The sequence below is a fragment of the Paenibacillus donghaensis genome (assembly GCF_002192415.1).
Classification (GTDB): domain Bacteria; phylum Bacillota; class Bacilli; order Paenibacillales; family Paenibacillaceae; genus Paenibacillus_AQ; species Paenibacillus_AQ donghaensis.
Genome location: NZ_CP021780.1, coordinates 8,405,909 through 8,425,565, shown reverse-complemented (window position 1 = coordinate 8,425,565; position 19,657 = coordinate 8,405,909). Strand labels below are relative to the sequence as shown.

General features: G+C 48.1%; 20 protein-coding genes and 3 pseudogenes. 6 read left to right on the top strand and 17 right to left on the bottom strand.

Annotated elements, in window-relative coordinates; translation table 11 throughout:
* Positions 1-90: 90 nt before the first annotated feature.
* The 3 genes from B9T62_RS37990 to B9T62_RS37980 all read right to left on the bottom strand — a co-directional run bounded on the left by B9T62_RS37990 (position 91) and on the right by B9T62_RS37980 (position 3,273).
* On the bottom strand, positions 91-726 hold the full coding sequence (locus tag B9T62_RS37990) for a response regulator (protein ID WP_087919975.1): 636 nt from the start codon (positions 724-726) through the stop codon (positions 91-93).
* Positions 727-749: 23 nt separating this feature from the next.
* A complete protein-coding gene (locus B9T62_RS37985) occupies positions 750-2,363 on the bottom strand; it encodes a sensor histidine kinase (RefSeq protein ID WP_245864274.1) in 1,614 nt (537 codons plus the stop codon).
* Between the two features lie 592 nt (positions 2,364-2,955).
* Entirely contained in the window at positions 2,956-3,273 is a 318-nt protein-coding gene (locus B9T62_RS37980; RefSeq protein WP_087919973.1) for a hypothetical protein, read from the bottom strand.
* A 104-nt stretch (positions 3,274-3,377) separates the two neighbouring features.
* Between B9T62_RS37980 and B9T62_RS37975 the strand changes: the two genes are divergently transcribed.
* Both B9T62_RS37975 and B9T62_RS37970 read left to right on the top strand, forming a co-directional pair.
* Positions 3,378-4,313, top strand: coding sequence for a hypothetical protein (locus B9T62_RS37975; protein WP_087919972.1), 936 nt, complete (start codon positions 3,378-3,380; stop codon positions 4,311-4,313).
* Positions 4,314-4,393: 80 nt separating this feature from the next.
* Positions 4,394-4,633 (top strand): NHLP leader peptide family RiPP precursor, encoded by a 240-nt coding sequence (locus B9T62_RS37970; protein WP_087919971.1) that lies wholly within the window; start codon positions 4,394-4,396, stop codon positions 4,631-4,633.
* On the opposite strand, the gene B9T62_RS37965 is transcribed toward B9T62_RS37970, so the two are convergent.
* A complete protein-coding gene (locus tag B9T62_RS37965; RefSeq protein ID WP_087919970.1) occupies positions 4,634-6,580 on the bottom strand; it encodes a sensor histidine kinase in 1,947 nt (648 codons plus the stop codon). It abuts the gene before it with no gap.
* Between the two features lie 106 nt (positions 6,581-6,686).
* Entirely contained in the window at positions 6,687-8,393 is a 1,707-nt protein-coding gene (locus B9T62_RS37960) for a sensor histidine kinase (protein WP_087919969.1), read from the bottom strand.
* Between the two features lie 253 nt (positions 8,394-8,646).
* On the opposite strand from B9T62_RS37960, the gene B9T62_RS39820 reads away from it, so the two are divergent.
* A complete protein-coding gene (locus tag B9T62_RS39820; protein WP_157794177.1) occupies positions 8,647-8,826 on the top strand; it encodes a hypothetical protein in 180 nt (59 codons plus the stop codon).
* 48 nt (positions 8,827-8,874) lie between these two features.
* Positions 8,875-9,549: a hypothetical protein gene (locus B9T62_RS37955; protein WP_087919968.1), complete on the top strand. Its 675-nt coding sequence runs from the start codon at positions 8,875-8,877 to the stop codon at positions 9,547-9,549.
* A 419-nt stretch (positions 9,550-9,968) separates the two neighbouring features.
* Here B9T62_RS37955 and B9T62_RS37950 read toward each other — a convergent pair.
* Positions 9,969-10,064 (bottom strand): annotated as a pseudogene (locus B9T62_RS37950) (LysR family transcriptional regulator); the annotation flags it as partial.
* Between the two features lie 40 nt (positions 10,065-10,104).
* Here B9T62_RS37950 and B9T62_RS37945 point away from each other — a divergent pair.
* Positions 10,105-10,488, top strand: coding sequence for a GyrI-like domain-containing protein (locus tag B9T62_RS37945; protein ID WP_087919967.1), 384 nt, complete (start codon positions 10,105-10,107; stop codon positions 10,486-10,488).
* Between the two features lie 159 nt (positions 10,489-10,647).
* Here the strand turns inward: B9T62_RS37945 and B9T62_RS39815 are convergent, their stop codons facing one another.
* From B9T62_RS39815 to B9T62_RS37910, 8 genes and pseudogenes are all read right to left on the bottom strand, one after another.
* On the bottom strand, positions 10,648-10,875 hold the full coding sequence (locus B9T62_RS39815; RefSeq protein WP_157794175.1) for a hypothetical protein: 228 nt from the start codon (positions 10,873-10,875) through the stop codon (positions 10,648-10,650).
* Between the two features lie 322 nt (positions 10,876-11,197).
* Positions 11,198-11,611: an NUDIX hydrolase gene (locus B9T62_RS37935; protein ID WP_245864748.1), complete on the bottom strand. Its 414-nt coding sequence runs from the start codon at positions 11,609-11,611 to the stop codon at positions 11,198-11,200.
* Positions 11,612-11,620: 9 nt separating this feature from the next.
* Positions 11,621-11,800: pseudogene (locus B9T62_RS42000) on the bottom strand (class I SAM-dependent methyltransferase); the annotation flags it as partial.
* A gap of 144 nt (positions 11,801-11,944) precedes the next feature.
* Positions 11,945-12,913, bottom strand: a complete 969-nt coding sequence (locus B9T62_RS37930; RefSeq protein WP_087919964.1) for a helix-turn-helix transcriptional regulator — start codon at positions 12,911-12,913, stop codon at positions 11,945-11,947.
* Positions 12,914-13,139: 226 nt separating this feature from the next.
* Positions 13,140-13,244, bottom strand: coding sequence for a MerR family DNA-binding transcriptional regulator (locus tag B9T62_RS37925; RefSeq protein ID WP_245864273.1), 105 nt, complete (start codon positions 13,242-13,244; stop codon positions 13,140-13,142).
* A 188-nt stretch (positions 13,245-13,432) separates the two neighbouring features.
* Positions 13,433-13,576 (bottom strand): annotated as a pseudogene (locus B9T62_RS41110) (GNAT family N-acetyltransferase); the annotation flags it as partial.
* Positions 13,577-14,018: 442 nt separating this feature from the next.
* Positions 14,019-14,471, bottom strand: a complete 453-nt coding sequence (locus B9T62_RS37915) for an Lrp/AsnC family transcriptional regulator (protein WP_087919962.1) — start codon at positions 14,469-14,471, stop codon at positions 14,019-14,021.
* 196 nt (positions 14,472-14,667) lie between these two features.
* Entirely contained in the window at positions 14,668-15,951 is a 1,284-nt protein-coding gene (locus B9T62_RS37910) for an MFS transporter (protein ID WP_157794174.1), read from the bottom strand.
* 146 nt (positions 15,952-16,097) lie between these two features.
* On the opposite strand from B9T62_RS37910, the gene B9T62_RS37905 reads away from it, so the two are divergent.
* Positions 16,098-16,814, top strand: a complete 717-nt coding sequence (locus B9T62_RS37905) for a peptidylprolyl isomerase (protein ID WP_087920583.1) — start codon at positions 16,098-16,100, stop codon at positions 16,812-16,814.
* A 142-nt stretch (positions 16,815-16,956) separates the two neighbouring features.
* Here B9T62_RS37905 and B9T62_RS37900 read toward each other — a convergent pair whose 3' ends face one another.
* The 3 genes from B9T62_RS37900 to B9T62_RS37885 all read right to left on the bottom strand — a co-directional run bounded on the left by B9T62_RS37900 (position 16,957) and on the right by B9T62_RS37885 (position 19,537).
* Complete coding sequence (locus tag B9T62_RS37900) at positions 16,957-18,063, bottom strand: Glu/Leu/Phe/Val family dehydrogenase (RefSeq protein WP_087919961.1); 1,107 nt, start codon at positions 18,061-18,063, stop codon at positions 16,957-16,959.
* A 47-nt stretch (positions 18,064-18,110) separates the two neighbouring features.
* Complete coding sequence (locus B9T62_RS37895; RefSeq protein ID WP_157794173.1) at positions 18,111-18,431, bottom strand: hypothetical protein; 321 nt, start codon at positions 18,429-18,431, stop codon at positions 18,111-18,113.
* A 401-nt stretch (positions 18,432-18,832) separates the two neighbouring features.
* A complete protein-coding gene (locus tag B9T62_RS37885; RefSeq protein ID WP_087919958.1) occupies positions 18,833-19,537 on the bottom strand; it encodes a pirin family protein in 705 nt (234 codons plus the stop codon).
* Between the last annotated feature and the right edge of the window lie 120 nt (positions 19,538-19,657).

Below are 19,657 nucleotides of genomic sequence, written 5' to 3'. Positions count from 1 at the left end.
GGGCCTATTTTAGCCGGGCTAGACGCGCAAACAACAAAAAAACACGGACATCATGTCCGTGCTTCCGAATAATGGCTACTGCCGCATTACTTAATCATAAGACATTTCGTATTTGGTCAAGCCTACAGCATTCGCAAATAGCGCCGCTTGTGTGCGGTCGGCTACCTGCAGCTTCGCTAGAATCTGGCTGACATGCTTCTTCACGGTGAATTCGCTGATGAACAGGCGTGAGGCAATTTCGCGGTTGCATGCTCCCTGTCCCAGCTCGATCAGCACTTCTTTCTCCTTAGGAGTCAGTTCATCGGTAGGACTGCCGCCGCTCATTCGCATCTTATCTTCCATCAGTCCAGGATCATAATACTTTCTTCCCTTATAGACCAGTTGGATAGCGAACAGCAGCTCTTCCGGCAAAGCCTCTTTCAGCACGTAACCATCTACCAGCACTTCTTCGGCCTTCAGGAAATCCTCTCTGCTGGCAGAGGAGGTCAGCAGAATAAACTTGCTCAGAATTCCGCGTTCCCTTGCCGCTTTGATCACATCCAGACCAGATTCATCAGCAAGCTTCAGATCAATTAACACCAGATCAGGCTGTGTTTCTTCAATCACTTGTAGAGCCTCTTGGCCATTCGTTGCCTCGCCAGCAAACTGTACATCAGGTTGCATAGAAATGACTGCTGCCAGTCCTCTTCTCACCAAAGGGTGATCATCTACAATGACGATTTTCACTCAAACGACCTCCTGCCTAAAGTTTATGCATTTTTTAGTTCAGCAACGCCAACCGGTATCGATATCAAAATTCTGGTTCCAGCATTCTCATTACTGGATAACTGGAAGTCACCGCCAAGCGACTGGGTTAAATACTGCATATTCTTCATGCCGAGTCCACCGGTATTATCCTCGGATTCCGTCCAGATCAGATCCGTATCGAACCCGACGCCATCGTCGCTGATCGAGAGTCTGATCCATTTCGGCTTGAGGGATAATTCCACCTCTACACACCGGGCTGCGCCATGACGAATGGCATTGCCTGTAGCCTCGGATATAATCCGGAATAACGCTTTATGATAAGGGTAGGGCAAGCTGAAATCATCACCGGTAATCTGTAAATTAATCTCTACGTCGTTTAACCTCGACAGGCTGTTCAGATGAGACCTTACCATACTCAGCCAAGTGGAACCACCGCTCTTCTTCGAACTCAGGCTGTAGATCGTAATCCGCAGCTCTTTGGCTACCTTGGTAGCCGAGTCATGAATCAATTCGATCTGTTCCTCCAGCTCGGCATCGGCCATCTTCCGCCAGGTCTGCTTCAGAGAATGGGTCGCATAGACAATCCCGAACAGGGACTGGGACACGCTGTCATGCATCTCGTCGGCAATCCGGTTCTGCTCGTTCGTGACAATCAGCCGGTTCTCAATCACACCCAGCTCATGGCGCTCCAGGATAATGGCACTTAGCTCCGAGAGAAACATCAGCTGCTGAATGTACCATCTGCGGCCCTCGAGACCCTCCGCAGCTTCCAGCTTCACACCGATCATCCCGACAAAACGGGTGCTCATCCGCACCGGCATCAGCAGAAAATCACCCAATCCCGGCAGGCTCTTGAATACTGGCTCCCGCTGGAGCCTCCACTCATGCTCGTTCTTCTCCAGCTCATAGAACAGGAAACGTTCCTCTTCCTGCTGCCAGCCCGTCTGCCTACTCTGCGGAGCCGGTTCTCCGCTCTTCTTGGCAAACCAGAATAATGCTTTGTCCAGCTTGGTAAGCTTCACCACATAATCCGTAATCACCTGGCCAATGTTCATGAAATCATGCTGGCTTGAGGTCTCCACAATGTGGTATAGCGATTTAATATGCTCCATCGTCTCATTCGTGCGTGCATCGGCTTCCTCACGCTGACGTTTCAACCGATTGACCATCTGCATTACTATAACCGTAAGTACCAGGGCTAGAAACAGGTTCCCGTTCTCAAGCACCGCTTCCGTGAAAGAAAGGTTGGCTGAATTGAGAAAAAGATAACAAAACGCAACAAAAACTCCAATATAGCCCAGAAGCAGGCTCCACCCAAAATAAAAGGATAAAGAACCCGCAGCAATCAACAAAGGATTAAGTACATAGAGCCTAAACGGGCTGTCATAACCTCCCGTATATAAAGTCAGGCCGATAATTGCTGCCAGCTCCAGACTAATAGCCAGCATAAGCGTCCGCGGATTGCTCCGGTACCGCTGATAACACAGGGTAAACAGATAAGCTACTATGAATAAAATAACGACTGTTAGGAATCTGTATATGACGGAAGGTCCCGAATGATCAAGGAGATACATTAGCGATGTGAGGGACAATGAAAAAGCTCTGTAAAATTTCAATAATCGTTCTTCTGTGGTTGATCTTGTTTTCATCCCACCACCCTATTCTCCAGTTTGTGTGGAAAATGCGAGCTTTCAGCGCTTTGTTAAAAGCATCATACATGAGATAAATCACAAGCACAAGTTACCCTACTCCCTGTGAGCGTTTACATTACAAAAAAATAACAAAAATAATCACACTTTTTTCTGGAAATTCTTCTTCTATGCCCTTATTTACTAAAATATGTCTATTTCGTGTAACTTCCATGTTACCTCATTATTGAAAACAGCTCTATCTCTGCTTGAATTTAGAGTTTAAAGAGTTATGTTAATTAAAATTTGCAGGTGAAAACGCTCCAATCCACAATTGATGTAAGAGTTTGTAACGCTTTAACGGATTTATTTAACCTATGCCTTAAGTAGGATATATCCAGCCTTAGACCTCCTTGCGGCAGGTTTGGCGTGACTGCTCCACCAACTGAACTAAGAATTTGGGCCATTTAGAATTTTTATCTTCTATTATAAAAGAACACTCCGGCAGCAAAACCGGGACGGCTCAGCTATATTGCCGCTATATATAGAAGGTTCTCCCGCCGCCGACCCGCGATCCTCTTTATTTATCCTCCAAAAGTCCTTTTCTCAGCTCCAGATACTCCTCGCGAAGCGCTTCATACTGATTCTCCAGCATCTCCCGCTCCCGGCGCTCCCACTCCTCACGTGCTCTGCCTGCTTCTTCGTCCGGTTCATCCTCCACGATTCGCCACAAATCGGAGAACAGGTAGTTCTTCATAACTACCGGCTGGCCCGCAAGCTGGCCCTCCGCCCAGAAAAGTCCCTCTAGCGTACGAAGCACAGCGCGACCATCGGGTGTAACCGCCTTTTGACCGAGCCGAATGACCCTCAGCATCTGCCCCAGTGTATACCATTCCATCAGCCTTATTCCCCTCCAAAATATCATTGTCAGCAGACTTCACACAACGCTATAATCAGTACAACTATTGATATCTGATCTATTTCAGAACAGGAGTGCGTCCTATGGAATGGCTACATAGTTACGATAAAGAGCTGCAAGACGTATTTGCCGAAGCCCGGCAGCGAATCGCTGCCTTTCCCGAGCCACTGAATACCAAAGGCTTGGCCTATCTGGAACAATTCAACGTGTTTCAGACGAACAGCCACAAGAATTACATCTGTTATCTGCTGCCCTTCTGGTTCCGGGAAGGCTATGGACTCAGCAACCGCGATACCTCGCAAATGGCAGTAGGCAATGTACTGATCATGCTGTATTTCTTCTTGCAGGATGATCTTATGGACAGCAGCTCAGCTTCGGCACAAGAGATCTTGCCTCTGGCTAATCTGCTCTATATACAGTTTCTGCAGATTTATATGGAGTTATTCGCGGCGGAGCCTGTGTTCTGGTCGTCCTTTGGCCGTTATATTACAGAGTGGGCAGACAGTGTATCCCGTGAGAACATGGCTGATTACTTCCTTACCGACCAGACAGGGATTGCCCGCAAGGCCAGTCCGCTGAAATTATCCAGCACAGCTGCTCTGCTTCTGTCCGGTCAAGGCGACAAGGCCGCAGAAGCGGAGTGTATGCTGGACACTGTGCTGCTTACTCTGCAGCTGCTGGATGATTACGAGGATTGGGAAGAGGATCTGACGGAGGGCAGCTACAACACCTTGCTTGCCATGGTTCGGAACGAGCGCGGAAGCAGTGGAAGCCTGCCCACGTCCGCCGAGGTCAGAGAATTCATCTTCACATCGGGCGGACTTCAGCGATATATGGCGCTTGCTCAGACCAATCAGAGCAAGCTTGCCACTTCCAGCTTGAATGTGCCGCATCTGCTGGCGTTCCACCAGGCACTCGTCTCCAGCCTGCTGCAGATCTCTGCAGCGATCGAAGAAGAGAAGCTGCGGCTGAAAGGCGGCGGACTCTTCTATTGGCTCTCTAAACAACAGGATTTGTGATGAAAATAGTAATAGAAATAGAGTAAAGGTCATGCTATACTTGCAAGGAAAATATAACCATTTGTGGAAGGGTGATTGTTATGTCAGAAGCCATTCTTAGAAATCAAGTGATTCAGAAAGCATGGGAAGATCCCGGTTTCAAACAGAAATTGCTTACCGATCCGAAGGCAGCCCTCAAAGAAGCACTTGGTATTATCATTCCCGATCATGTAACGTTGAAGGCTGTGGAGGAAGGCTCCGACGAATTCTATCTGGTTATTCCGCCCAGTCCTGCATCAGGATTGGTGAAGGCAGACATTCAACCCCTTGGTTCTTGGTAATTACAACGTCCCGGCTTCACCCGGAGCAGGAATCGTCCGCCCCTCTGCCAATGGCAACAGGGTAATGGATTCGGTTCCTGCTCCTTTTTGACTTACGAAGCGGATTTCCCCCTGCATGGCTTCGATAATCCGGAACGTCACCATTAGACCCAGGCCGGTGCCTTTGGATTTGTTGGAGAAATACGGCTCGCCCAGTCTTGATAATACCTCCGGCTCCATCCCTTCTCCATTATCCTTAATCCGGATAATTACCTTGTTCTCCTTGCGGGCGGCATACATGTAGATCACTCCGTCTTCCCCGAAGGATTCAATGCTGTTCTTGATAATATTGATAAAAGCCTGCTTAAGTTTCGAGGAATTGCCTCTAACCCACAGATCGTCCGGCACATCCAGCACCATCTTGCCGCCGTTTAAGTGACAGAGCGGGAGCAGAATGCTCTCAATATGCTTAAATTCATCATACAGGTTAAGCACGGATATCTGCTCGAACTCCGGTTTGGCAAAGGTCAGGAAATCAGTGATAATGTTTGACGCACGATCCAGCTCGCTTAAGGCCATGGTTAAATATTTTTTGTCATCGCCGGCCGTTTTTTGAGTCAGCAGTTGGAGGAAACCACGTGTGACCTGCAGGGGATTGCGTACCTCATGGGCTACTGAGGCGGCCAGCTCACTGATAATTTCCATTTTCTCAGAACGCTGCAATTCATTGTTAAACAGCTCGAGCTCTCTGGAATACTGCACCACCTGCCGGTGATTGTGGGCCAGCCTGCGGCCAAGAATGGCTATCAGTGACAGGATGAACACGACTAAGGCCCATTTCCACATAAACAGGTCATAGTTACGTCCACGAATGTAATACCACACCAGCTCACTTACTCCGGTAACTGCCGCTGTCCCGAAGCCCACCGCAAAAATGATCGCATCCTTGTTGCCTTTGGCCGAATAGATAATGACACAGGCAATCAAGAGAAGGAACTGCAGAATCAGGATACCGCCGACAATAGTGGTAGAAATAAAGTAATACCATTCGATCCACTGATTGCCTGACAGCAGATTGACCATAAAGCAAACCGCACAAAACAAGGAGTAGGCTACCTGAAACTTGCGGAATTTGGTGATCAGTCCGAACCGGCCGCTGCCAAATATCGACTCAAACAAAAAGGTCAGTGCAGGAAGCAGAGACAGCAGACCCAAATCCAGCAGCGCAATGCTGAGCGGCCCCAGGCCGCTGTAGAAGGTATAGATAAACGGAGAATAGGTAATCGACAGCACACCCGTGGAGGCAATAACAATGGACAATGAGACAGCGATGGAGAAATACTCTTTGTTCAGGTAGAACGCGCACACGAATAAAACGACAGCCAAAAAGAAAAATGAGCTGCCCAGGATCACATCGATCAGTCCGTGATTGATATATTCCTTGACGAGCACATCGTGTTCGCCTGCGATTACAGCTTCCTTAATGCCCATTCTGTCTTGAAGCGTTTCGGTCTGCACATATAACATCTGGCCGCTGTCCTCAGGACTTAGCGGAATGAACAAGGAATAATGGTCTTTGATATAATCCCTATTCTCTTCATACACCAGATGCTCCCCGACAAATACCTTCACATGAAGCGCATATAAGGTCTCAATATAAATCGAAGGAGCCGTATAATTCAGTTCCGGCAGCGTAAGGCGTGTCCAGGCAGCGGAAACTCCGGCAGGCAGCTCGGGAATCTCATGTGAAGAGTCTACCTTAATCCAGCCCGCTTCATCGGATTTCGCCTGCAGCGCTTGGTCTGCCGCGTCCGGCTGAATCCATTTCATCTGCCACTCTGTGATGTACTGTGACGCATGCCTGACGTTGGGCGCTGCCGAAGCCGTCCAGCCCCCCAAGAACAGGCTAATACATAACATAATTACACTGATTGAGATTAGGGAAGAGAGTTTTTTGATCAGACGCATGCAAGCACCTCAAGGAATAGTTTCAGAAACATGTTCTTTCCTAGACTATTATTTCGCTCAAATACGCCCCATTCCTTCAAAAAAACGGAATATCCAAAAATTTTTCCTAATTATTGTGCGCCATTGGCAGCTTGATAATGACTTCCGTTCCTTCATCCTTCTTGCTCTGAAACTTGATGGTTCCATCCATAGCCTCTATAATCCGGAAGGTCACCATCAGGCCAAGCCCGGTTCCTTTGGTCTTATTGGAATAATACGGTTCACCCAGGCGAGACAGCTCCCCGGCCTTCATTCCCTCTCCGTTGTCAAGCACACTGATGATGACATGCTCGCCTGATTTCCAGGCCGAGATCGTCACAGCCCCCTGATCCTTCAAGGCTTCAATACTGTTCTTGATCAGATTAATGAATGCCTGCTTGAACTTGGAGGAGCTGCCGCGTACCTGCAGTTCCGGCTGCATCTTCAGTTCAATCGTCCCTCCCTGCAGATGAGCCAGCGGCACCAGAATGCCTGATACATGCCGTAACTCTTCGCAAACATCCAGCACCTCGACGGTCTCAATTCCGGGCTTGGCGAAGGTCAGGAAATCGGTGATGATCAGGGAAGCCCGGTCCAGCTCCGTCACAGCCATCGCCAGATATTCCTTCTCCTTCTTCTCCGAGCGTTCCCCCAGAATCTGTAGAAATCCCCTGGTAACCTGCAGCGGATTGCGCACCTCATGAGCTACGGAAGCAGCCAGCTCACTGATAATCTCCATTTTCTCGGAGCGCTGCAGCTCATTATTGAAACGTTCCAGCTCGCGCGAATATTCAACCACCTGATCGTGATTCCGCGCGAATCTCCGTCCGGACACCATGATCAGCCCCAGCACAAACGCCATCATACCCCATTTCCACCAAGTGAAATGATGTGCGCCGCCAGTCGTGTAATACAATACCAGCTCAATCACCGAAACGGCAGCAAATACACTGAAACCCACAGTGAAGATGATGGCATCCCAGTTGCCCCTGCAAGCTTGCCTCACCGACAGCAGCATCAGCATGCCAAATTGCAGCAATATCAGAACTCCCGTAACGTCCACGGTGATCAGGCGGTAGAGGCCATCAAGACGATAGGCCAGCAGGACATTAACAGCCAGCAGGAGCAGACACATCAGCGAATACCCGATCTGGAATTTACGGACCCGTGTCACCCAATCTCTGCTGCCGGAGCCGAATATTTTCTCGAAATAAAAGGTCAGGCAGGGCATTAGTGTAAATAAAGCTAGGTCGAAATAGATTTCGATATGCCTTCCATAGCTGCTGATCAGCAGCGGCAGAAAGGACGAATAGGTCACAACCAGCACGCCTGTGGAGAAAATGACAAGCACCAGCAGAATTCCGCTCGGAAACAGCTCCCGGCTGACAAAAAAAGAGCAGCCCAGCAGAACAATTGCCGCAAAAATTAGTGTTCCGCCCACAATCAGGCCCAGAAAATCCTCGCGTCCATAACTTCCCAGCTCTGCGGCGAAATTCTCTCTGTCATTCATGCTCACAATGTTGACAATCCCTTCAGCTTCTCCGCCCTTGCCCTGCAGCGCGTCTTCGGTTGCGGCTGTTAGCGGAAGTAGCTGGCTGTACTTCGTGTCCTGAGTGGTAGCCGAGGCTTGGGGATAATAGAAAATGCCGAAACCGGTTGCCGTTCCAACCCTCTGCAGCCCTGAGCCGGATCGATCTTTGCTCTCCAGAGCAGCAACATTGGGCAGCAGAACCGCTAGCAGCAGAATAGATAGAACAAAAACCGCAAATTTATGTAATGGCAACAACTTCATCATGTGCACCTCAGTAAGTCATTAGTTGGATTTATCTGGTTCTTATGATTCTTATTTTCGACAACCTTCGCGCTATCCCTGCCTATATTTGCAAATAACCTCGAAATGAGACGTTTTTCTTCTAACCGGCGGTTAATTCACTCTGAAATGAATATATTAAGAGCAGTACTGACCTCCCCCTTGCCGATTCGCTTCCGTGTAAACGGGTAAACTTCTACTATACATCTCTAGACATCTCTATTCAGAAGGAGAAGGTATGATGAGCGACAAAAAGTATAACGCCAGAACAGAAGAGGAATCAGAGGATCTGGTTACCGAGCGGGATATTGACGAGGATTTCGGCCTGTTCCAGGAGGGCAGCTTCCCGGGCGCCCTGCCGGATGACGATCAGATCGACGCCATAAACCATGCGGTTCCGGAGAAGAAACCGGACTAGCTTTTTAAGAGCCTCAGCACACCATTATAATAAGAGGAGTTGACGGATATGGGCAACGAATTTAACAAGACGGAAGCCGATTTCACCTATGAGCGATATAACAAGATGGGTGGTGTATCCTCTGAGCAGGATATTCCGCTGGAAGAATTGCGGCACTTGGGAACAATCACGGAGCAGAGCCACAGCGAAGACATTGAAGCAGACGATAAGCGTCCGCTCGAATCAGCCTTGGCCAGCCATGAGCAAGCTCATGAAAGACCGGTGGATTTCGTCGACGGTATTGCGGATGACGGCGCCGATCAGGCACTGGTCGGCGATGGCTATCTGGCCGCCGACATCGGGCTGAACCAGCTGGAGCCGGGTCTTGGCCGGCGGGCTGACCGCGAGGATATCATCGCCTCTCCCGCACCTGAGCGGGATGAGTTGCTGGAGTCCGACGCCGTATTCGCCGCCGGAGCGGCAGGCCTTGGCGGAGGCGTAATTGATTATGCCGAGGAAGGCGAGCGGCTGGGAGATGAGCGGCCAGTGAGCGAAGAACAACTGCTGGTTGAGGAGCCCGATGCTTATGAAGAGAGCGCTGCCGATGAGGAGCAGCCGCTGGAGGATATTCCCGATGCTGATGAGATCCAGCCAGGCAGCGCAATCGACCCCGCCTCTCCACCCGTCGATGTCATGCCGGGAACCGATGTGCTGAATGGATCGAATGGTGAGGATGACCGCTAAACCCTTCCTCAACACCTTTACATTTCGTGACCACTTAGGTCCTTAGCGACTTAGATCCCAGCGAGGAACGAGTAGTTAGAAGGTTATCCTGGTTCCATCGGAGTTAAATAGATGCGAAACTGGTTACTACTTAGGTCCCTCTGAGGATGTAGAATGCTACATTAGAGATTTCAGAGGAATTAGATGCAAAAGTGCATTTAATTTCAGCTGAAATTCCTGTTATTGGGCAAATAAGTGCGAATCTGCAACTATTTTCGAGTAAAACGATTGTTTAAGGCTCAGAATCCGAAATTAGATGCCTTTTTGCACTTATTTGCTCTAAAACAGAAAAAATCTTCTAATTAGATGCAGATTCGCAACTAATTCGGTGGATTGGACTTATGTGGCGATCCGACTTTGATGCTCCTCGATTACAGCTGTTTCCCTGCGCCCGTCAGTTCCGCGTCCCATCCCCTTTTGAATAACTGCACCCCTATTTCCTTTTCTAAACGTTGAATTTGATTCGATATGGTTGCCTATAGTATTGCCGTCGGGTGTTCTCCAGAAGACGAAGCAATGGCACCGGTGCTTGAGTGGATTAAGGCCTCGAATTTACTAAGTACAGCACGTTTTTTCGGTGGCAATGTTAAACCGATGCCAAGCAATCGCGGAAAGCCTTATGGTTATGGAATGATTGTGACAATACCAGATGGTGTTTCGGTTCCGATGCATCTAAAGGAAATGGTGCTACCCGGTGGTCTTTACGCTATATTTGAAAGTAGTGAGGATGTTAATTTATCTTGGAAAACTTTTATGGGGAGATTAGCAAAAGACGGAATTTACAAATCTGATCGATCAAGACTATGCTTGGAAGAGCACATTCGTAATGAAAAACCAAGCGGGTGTGGGAACGAGTATCATTTGATTTTGTTGGAACCTGTAAAGGTAATTAAAAACTAGGAATACGAATAGCTAAGTACAAAAAGGCCATACTTTGTGGGGTGGCCTAAAAACTTGCCGTTACAGACAGCGCGGTGAACCGTATCACAAATAGGGGCAAGTTTTTTAGGGTTGAATTCGCAAGAGGCGTGAAACATCCTTTTGTGCATGGACTTGCGCTCAATAGCTCTGACTATCAGTTATCAATTCCTCACATAGATTTTCTACATCATTCAGCAGATCGGGTATCCAAGCTTCTGATCCTGGGATTATATCTTTACCACCATATACAAGCCAACGTAATGTTTTAATCAGCCAACATAAACCGCCAATTCGCACTTGCCAGTTCAAATGATCAATGTGCAAATTAGTTACCTCTAAGAAAGCTGAAAAGCATATTGGAATCATATTTTCATTCCCTCCCATACATTTGTTAATGAACGCATTTTTACATATATAGTCAAAAAAGTATAGACTTATTATTTCTCGTTTAGTATGATGTTGAATAAGGTCTTGAAAATTATCGGGACTCTTTTTTTTTTGCAAGAATCGGAGTCTTCCAACCTATGCTTACAAGTTTGATACGTTCAAAGTGAAAATATTTTATAAAGTGTAGGATACCCAGACGCAAGCTGTCTTTGGTCCGCTCAAAGAAGATAATCACACCAACGGAAGTTCGTCGAGCCGTTCGTAAATCGACAATCCTTTCTCTTTGGCAACCCTTACCATTTCATCGGCACCCTGAGACGTTTTTCTCGATTAATACATGATCATCATTCGTTCCAGAACGATACGGGCCTGCGATGAGGATATGCAGTGGTTTCGATTTCACTTTCAAGAGACCTTGGATCTGAGCGTATTGGAGCAGCATTATCGTCTTAGCGTCACGAATCTCGCCGCTTTCGACCATGTCTAGCGCTTGAGCAAATGGAAGTTCCACCACTTCAATGTTCTCCTGCTCCTCCTCAAGGCCCCCACCGTGACCCGTTGTCATATCTTCACTATACTCAGCTACATAGAAGTGCAGGATTTCGGTAACGGAGCTCGGTGACATATAGGCCTCGCCCACTCCTACGTTACCCAGGTGGAACCGTTTAATAGCATGATCCAACACGTGAAAGTCGGAGTCGAACGAAACCGCCAAGTGTTCGACCTCTTGTAGGTGTTGAGTGCTCATCGTAGAGGTGCACACTACACCTTCTCGCTTTAGGACACGGTGCATCTCACGGATTGCTCTAGGGATATCCGGCACGTGATACAGCATGTTGTTAGCGATAACCATGTCAAATTGCTCATCATGGAATGGGATCTGTTGTGCGTCAACAGAATCCATAGTGCCAGGTGAGATAAAAATGTCTATAGTAATATAAATTTACAGCACCTACACAACTCAAGCACGAAGCGCAGATATGGAAACTACCCTGCTATAGATAATATCAAAGGAGTCATTTCACATTGGGCAGGTGCTTTTTATTGATTATGACTTCCGCACTGGTCTGATATACTTAAAAAACCGTTCCGGATTAAAATAAAAGTAAATTATTCTACCGGGAGAAGTATCAAAGCAGTAACCAGTGCCTGCAAAATCAAAAGTTGCCATTGTCTTTTCGATCTTTTCCTCTACACTACGATTTTCCTGCTCATAATCGAATGGACCATGTTCAAAAACAATATACTCGGCTTCGGGAACATCAATCATAAGCATTTGTGGTGGTACTTCGCCTTTATAATCAAAAGGAAGACGTGTACCATGACACTCTGTACGCGGAATACCCCAATCGCAAAGTCTACCGTCCGGGTCATTGATATACGCCATAATTTGACCACTGCCGCTGTTAGCTTCGCTCCCTCCATCGTCGTCCAATTTGCCCTTAATACTATCGAGTAAGCCGCAAATTGTTTCGTAGTCCTGTCCGGGAATAAGACTTTGCTTTTGCCAAAAATCCCAATACCCATTACTCTCATAGTTTTTAATGTGCAAAAATTTGTGTGCGGGAATCGTTACAAAATAAATTTTGACATCATCCGTAGATTTCATCATACCAATCTCTCCAAATCCGAAAAAGTAGCGGTCGAAAGAGTTTATTTTTGTACGAAGGGCGACAGGCATAGGCTTTTTTCGGTATTCACTTGGAGTTACACCATATGTTCCCTTGAAAGCTCTGGTAAAAGCTTCATGTGATGAAAAACCATAATCAAAAGCAATATCCAAAATGCTTTTTTCACTATCCCGAACCTCTTTTAGTACAAAGGCTAATTTTCTATGCCGCAGATAATCCCTAAATTGCATACCCGATATTTCCTTAAATTTTCTCGTAGTATGAAATTCGGAATAACCTAACTTACGAGAAAGAAATCGCAGCGTTATTGCTTCACCGTTACGATTTTTAATACACTTGTCAATTTCATCAAGAATTATTTGAATTTGCTTGTGCCACTCGTACATTCGTCTGTTCACCTCGTTTCAACCACTCTATAGTCATTATAGAGTGGTTGAAATTGCATTGCTTGATTTCACTTGCGGAAAAGAGAGGATATATTTTATTCCTTAACTCGCCTAATATAAATTTTCAACGCTTACACAGCATCAAACACTAAGCGCAGATAAGGAAACTACTCTGCCTTGGATAATATCAACGTTATCATTCAATGACAATTCAAACGTTTTGGTCCTAACCAAACATCAGCCCCACCTTATCGTAATATCGTAATGTCCTGACCGTTATCCCTGTACGCTTGGCAAGCTGTCCTGTCGTCAGATAGTTCTCTTTGTTCATCCATTCCTCACATCCAATTGATTGCTCTAGCATGTCATTCTCAGTCAGTATAGCAAGTGACGTAACGTCGCCTTCAAGAAATATTTATCCAATAAGAAAAAAGAGAAAACCACCCTAGCAACAGGTGGACTTTAACTTGCCGTTACAGTCAGTGCGGTGAACCGTAAGTAGGGGCATTTTCTGGGGTGACCTCTAAATTGTTCTATTACAAAGAGGTCATTCATTACGGTGACTTTATCCGCTTTCATAGTGCTGAATGTAAAGAATAATGTAGAAAAACCGACTAACTCTCCATTTTGTTCTGCCACAAACTGCACACCATTTTGCTGGTCAAAAAAGGCTTTATTTGTTACTACTTAGGACTCCGTATGATAAGAACACTTCAGATTCAGTTCCATGCACCAGGCATTCTGATAACCCCATCGTTTCATTCTTAAGTTCATCTTATAGAGTCTCATATGTCCAGTCCAAAGAATTAGTTGCGAAACTGCATCTATTTAGTCATTTTTTTCTGTGTTGGAGAAAATAAGTGCGAAAACGCACCTAATTTCGGATTTTGAGCGTAATAAGCTTGCTTTACTCGAATTTAGTTGCAGATTTGCACTTATTCTCCTGATAATGGGCGTTTCGGCTGAAATTAGTTGCAGTTTCGCATCTAATTACTCCGAAGGTCCAGGCAACACTCTAAATCCTGGCTGAATCCTAAGCAGTAAGCGTTATTTCAACTAAAATGAAGGAATCGCATCTTGGATTCCTTCATTTTTAATTGCCAGGCTACTCTTTATACGCAAGTAAATTCGTTCCTTCAATGAGGTTTTTATGCGCGATAGGTGCAGACATCACGATTAGAGTTGTATAAGTTCCGTATTGATCGCACTGGTTTTCAAACTCTTCCAGTCCAAGAGTGGAGTCCGTCATGACTTTCAATAAATAGTTGTGTTCTCCACTTATTCGATAACATTCCACCACTTCAGGCGATGAACGGCAAAAATCAAGAAAGGCATAACAATCTCGCGTCCGAAAAAGAATATAGGCTATGCTTTGCTTACCCACTTTTTGTGGGGAGATCACTGTACGGTATTCCTCAATAACTCCTTTTTCTTCCATTCGTTTCACACGTTCAGTTACGGCAGGCTGGGATAGACCTACCAGCTTTCCTAAGTCGGTCATTGATAACCTAGCTTGGTTCTGTAAATGAGACAGAATGTTATTATCAATTTCATCCATGATATCGCCTCCTTATGTAAATCCGATATTCATATAATAAACACACTTACTTTAAATAATCAATCAAATAACGTTAGCTGCTTACGCTGATAGCTGTGGGGAACCTCGCCGTCTACTCGATTTTGACACTGTTCCTTTTATTGATGGCACGGCAGGTTTACGCCTTGCACCCTTGCAGAACGCGCGGCAATATGAATTACTGCGCCGCCGATTGCCTTGCAAGGCGGGCCGCATCGATCTGCTGCTCCAGCTTGCGCGTCTTCACCAGCACGGCAGCCGCAAGCAGCATCACTCCATTGATGACAAACACCCATTTGATCGGAATCAATCCGCCCAGTAAGCCGCCCATAATCGGCCCGGCCATCGTAGCCAGTTGGGCCGCAGACTGATTCAAACCGAAAGCCCGCCCGCGGAAGCCCGGCTCAATTACCTGAACAATCATGGCGTTAACCGCAGGCAGCACACCGGCGTAGAACAGGCCATAACCAAAGCGCAGAATAGCAAATCCCACATACCCGGTTACGAAATATTGCAGAATATTACCGATTCCGCCGCCGATCAGCCCGATAAAGAGAATCAACCCGAAACCCTTCTTGCTCCCCAGCTTACCCCACTGCGGCGCCATCAGCACCGTCGCTATCCCTACGGCAGAGAAAACAATCCCAGAGCTTAAGGAAGCGCTATCCTTAGAGATGCCCATGTCCAACAAATAGATCGGAATCAGCGGCTCCAGAATCATAATGGAGAATGTGCTGATCCCGGCGAGCGTCAGCAGTGTGATAAAGGCCCGATTGCTCCGGGCTTCCCGGATATCATCACTCACATGCGACCTGGGAGCTGAACGGTCGAAATTATGCTCCTTGGCGAAGAAGGTAGCAATCAGCGCCGACACCAGTACGATCACCGCAGAGAACAGAAACGCATCGCGGTTACTGGTGTAATAGCTGACCACCCCGCCAATCAGAGGTCCGATGATGCTCCCGGTTGCTCCCGCTGTGGACATGATGCTGAGCGCATATCCCGTCTTGTCTTCAGGAGTATTGGTCGCCACCATGGCAATCGCCGCCGGCACGAAACCGGCCAGCAATCCCTGCAGCACACGCACCAGCAGGAAGACATAGGGATCATGTACAAAATAATTGATCAAATAGAGTGCAGCCAGACTGAAGCCCGAGCGGATCAGCATCGGCTTGCGGCCGTACTTATCGGCGAGAGATCCCCAGAAAGGCGATATCAGGGCGCTGGCCAAAAAGGTAATGCCAAAGCTGACTCCTGACCAGAGTTCCAGGTGATTGGTTACGCCCAGCTCATCTGTCAGAAATATGGAAAGAAACGGGATAGAGATCGAATACGCCGTGCTGCAGAAAAAAACGCCTACCCACAGCACGATCAAATTGCGACGCCAGGAGAAATTCAAACTATGCACAACCTTTCTCGATGTGATCATGATCGCTTCCTGTAATTGTAAGCCTACCCGCATATGCTGCCTATTCAAAAGCGCACAATGTATTTTTGCAAGTAAGGGGACAAAGGAGGTATTATGTAAAAAGACAACCTGTTTACAGAAAGCAAAGGAGCGATTAACAAGTGAAAAGTACACGAACGAAATCAACAGCATTGCTAATTATGCTGTGCCTGGTCATGGTATTTGCCGCAGGTTGCGGCAATAAACCGGCTAACAACAATGCTGCAAACGGCAATACCAGCAGCGGTGCAGGCAATACGCCGGTGACTGAAGCAACAGCAACACCGGCGGCTACTCCCGCTCCACAGGAAACTGCTGCTGCGGCAACAGGCACTGAAGGTCTGCCCGATGAGAACGCCAGCCATCCTGTAGTCACCATTGAAATGGATAACGGAGGCATCATCCAAGCTGAGCTATACCCTGAGTTAGCCCCGAACACGGTGAATAACTTCATCTCCCTGATCAAGAAGGGCACCTATGACGGCACGATCTTTCACCGCGTCATCCCGGGCTTCATGATTCAGGGCGGTGACCCCGATGGCAACGGTACAGGCGGTCCTGGTTACAGCATTGCCGGTGAATTCTCCCAGAATGGCTTCACCAACAACCTGCTGCATAAAGAAGGCGTCCTCTCCATGGCAAGATCACAAGAAAACGACACCGCTGGCTCGCAGTTCTTCATTATGACTGCCGAGTCTCCACATCTGGACGGGCTGTATGCCGCGTTCGGCCAGGTCACCGAGGGTCTGGAGGTCGTCCAGGAAATCGTCAATCTGAAACGTGATGTCAATGATCGTCCGGAAGAACCTCCGGTCATGAAAAAGGTAACTGTGGATACTCTGGGCGTTACTTACCCGGAGCCGACAACCATTCAATAGTTATTATTACCCGTATAACCCGGCAACCCCAACCTGTTCTACAGGCGGAACATTGCCGGGTTTCTTCATAGCCGCAGCTCACAAGTGATTTCACAGCCTCCTTGAATGAACAGGGAGGCTGTGAAATCTATCTAAGCTGCGGCTATCCGCGCAGGTTCCGTCTGCTGAGCGCATGCTGTCCATTGCGCAGGAAGGTACTGCGGCTGTTTCTGAGCAGATGAATCCGCTCCTCGGCAAGCTGATCCGCTGCAACATAAGCTGGAACCCCGCTGCTCCGTGAAATGTCCAGCACACGGGTAATGTTGTCATAAACCTTGGCTACCTGCTTGAAAGCACGCTCCCTGTTGTACCCGTTCAGCTCATCGGCAATGTTAATGACTCCGCCTGCATTGATCACATAATCAGGAGCATACACGATGCCCATCTCATGCAAGGCATCCCCATGCCGTTTCTCCTTCAGCTGATTATTCGCTGCGCCGGCAACCACCTTGGCCTTCAGCAGCGGAAGGGATTCATCATTCAGTGTCGCCCCCAGTGCACATGGCGCATAAATATCACAATCCACCCCAACAATCTCGCGCGGATCAACACCTGTCGCTCCGAATGCTTCCACCGCACGGGCAACAGCCTCTTTACGGATATCCGTTACAATCAGCCGTGCGCCTTCTTCATGTAGATGCTTGCACAACGAAAAAGCCACATTGCCTACACCCTGAACAGCGACCGTCTTCCCTTCAAGCGAGTCTGTGCCAAAAGCAGCCTTGGCCGCCGCCTTCATTCCCTGGTACACGCCATAAGCGGTAGCCGGAGAAGGATTGCCGGAAGAACCGTATGTAGGAGAAGTGCCAGTCACATAATCCGTCTCCTGATAGATGATGTTCATATCCTCTTCAGTGGTTCCTACATCCTCAGCCGTGATATAACGGCCGTTCAGTCCTTGTATGTATCGTCCAAAAGCCCGGAACATAGCTTCGTTCTTGTCTTTCTTGGGATCGCCGATAATGACCGTCTTGCCTCCGCCTAGATTAAGGCCGGATACGGCATTCTTGTAGGTCATTCCCTTGGCCAGGCGGAGCGCATCCACAATGGCTTCCTCTTCCGTCGCATATGTCCACATCCGCGTTCCTCCGAGAGCGGGCCCAAGTGTTGTGTCATGAATAGCGATGATTGCCTTTAATCCGGAAGCTTTATCCTGACAAAACAACAGCTCCTCGTAGTCGTCCCGCTCCAATGCTGCGAATAATTCCATTTCTCCCTATCTCCTGTCTCTTTATCTGATTCGTGTTAATTGCCTTGTTACTCCCAATACTGATCCGGCCGGTATTCAATCTCCGATTGCACCGTCAGCGTCAAGGTATTGGTCGTTTCATCATACCGCACAGGGTTGTCTCCTACATAATACCAATGCTTCACAACAGGGCCGTCTGGCGGCTCCTCGAAACGGAACACATTCAGCTCCGACGCAAGCCCCACCACCGCTGCCCCTTGATCCGCAGTGACACCTTCGATGGTAATGACGGTCAGCGCTCCGGCTTGGTCAAAAGAATAGGTCAGCCCTTCCGTGCTGCTGAGCAGCATCCGTCCGGTTACCGCGTGTTTGACGAGTACTCTTTCCATGTTTGGCCCTCCTCAAAGTTTTGCGTAGCAAAACTAGCATCGTAAGCATACACTTAGCTTTGCGCAGCAAAGCTATCTTCGTAAGCATCCACTTAGTTTTGCGCAGCAAAGCTATCTTCGTAAGCATCCACTTAGTTTTGCGCAGCAAAGCTATCTTCGTAAGCATCCACTTAGTTTTGCGCAGCAAAGCTATCTTCGTAAGCATCCACTTAGTTTTGCGCAGCAAAGCTATCTTCGTAAGCATCCACTTAGTTTTGCGCAGCAAAGCTATCTTCGTAAGCATCCACTTAGTTTTGCGCAGCAAAGCTATCTTCGTAAGCATCCACTTAGTTTTGCGCAGCAAAGCTATCTTCGTAAGCATCCACTTAGTTTTGCGCAGCAAAGCTATCTTCGTAAGCTGCCTAAGGCAGGTCAATCAGCATAATCAGCGCAGCGTCATCGCCCTCGGCCGCCAGCGCCAGCTCATTTGTGTCTGTGATCCGCGCCGAGTCACCCGGATGCAGCAAAGTATCTTCGCCTGCCCGCAGCACACCTTCAATTGCATAGATAAATATCCGCCGTCCCGCTTGCTGGCTGAATCCCAGCTTCTGCCCCGCAACCAGCCGTCCCAGGTAGATCGTCAGCTGCTGGCCGATGCTCACGACTTCATCATCGCCTTGCGCCACCACAGGCAGCAGTTGCCCCTCCAGCTTCGCCGGGTCGAAGCTTCCCGCCGCATAGGATGGCGCAGTTCCCCGCGTCTGCGGCATGAACCACAGCTGCAGCAGCCGTACCGGTTCATCCGCTGACGGATTATGTTCGGTATGGATCGCGCCGGTGCCCGCGGACATCCGCTGAATGCCGCCGAACCCGGTCTCCATTACATTGCCGAGGTTATCCTCATGGCGCAGCCTGCCGGACAGCACGATAGAGACAATCTCCATATCGCTGTGCGGGTGCGCTCCGAAACCTCTGCCCGGAGCAATAGTATCATCATTGCATACCCGCATCGGGCCAAAAGCCGTATTGTTCTCGTCATAATAATCCCCGAAGGAGAATACGTGGCTGCCCTGCAGCCAGCCATGGTCGAACTGGTGGGCCATATCCGCCGAATAACGTGTAATCATGAGATCGCCTCCTTGTCATAAAATGATTGTAGCATAAAGCATGGTAAAACAAGAAAAACGGCTTTCTGCAGATCCGCTACGCTACCATATACAAAATAGGGAACAGCATCCGGGCAGAGC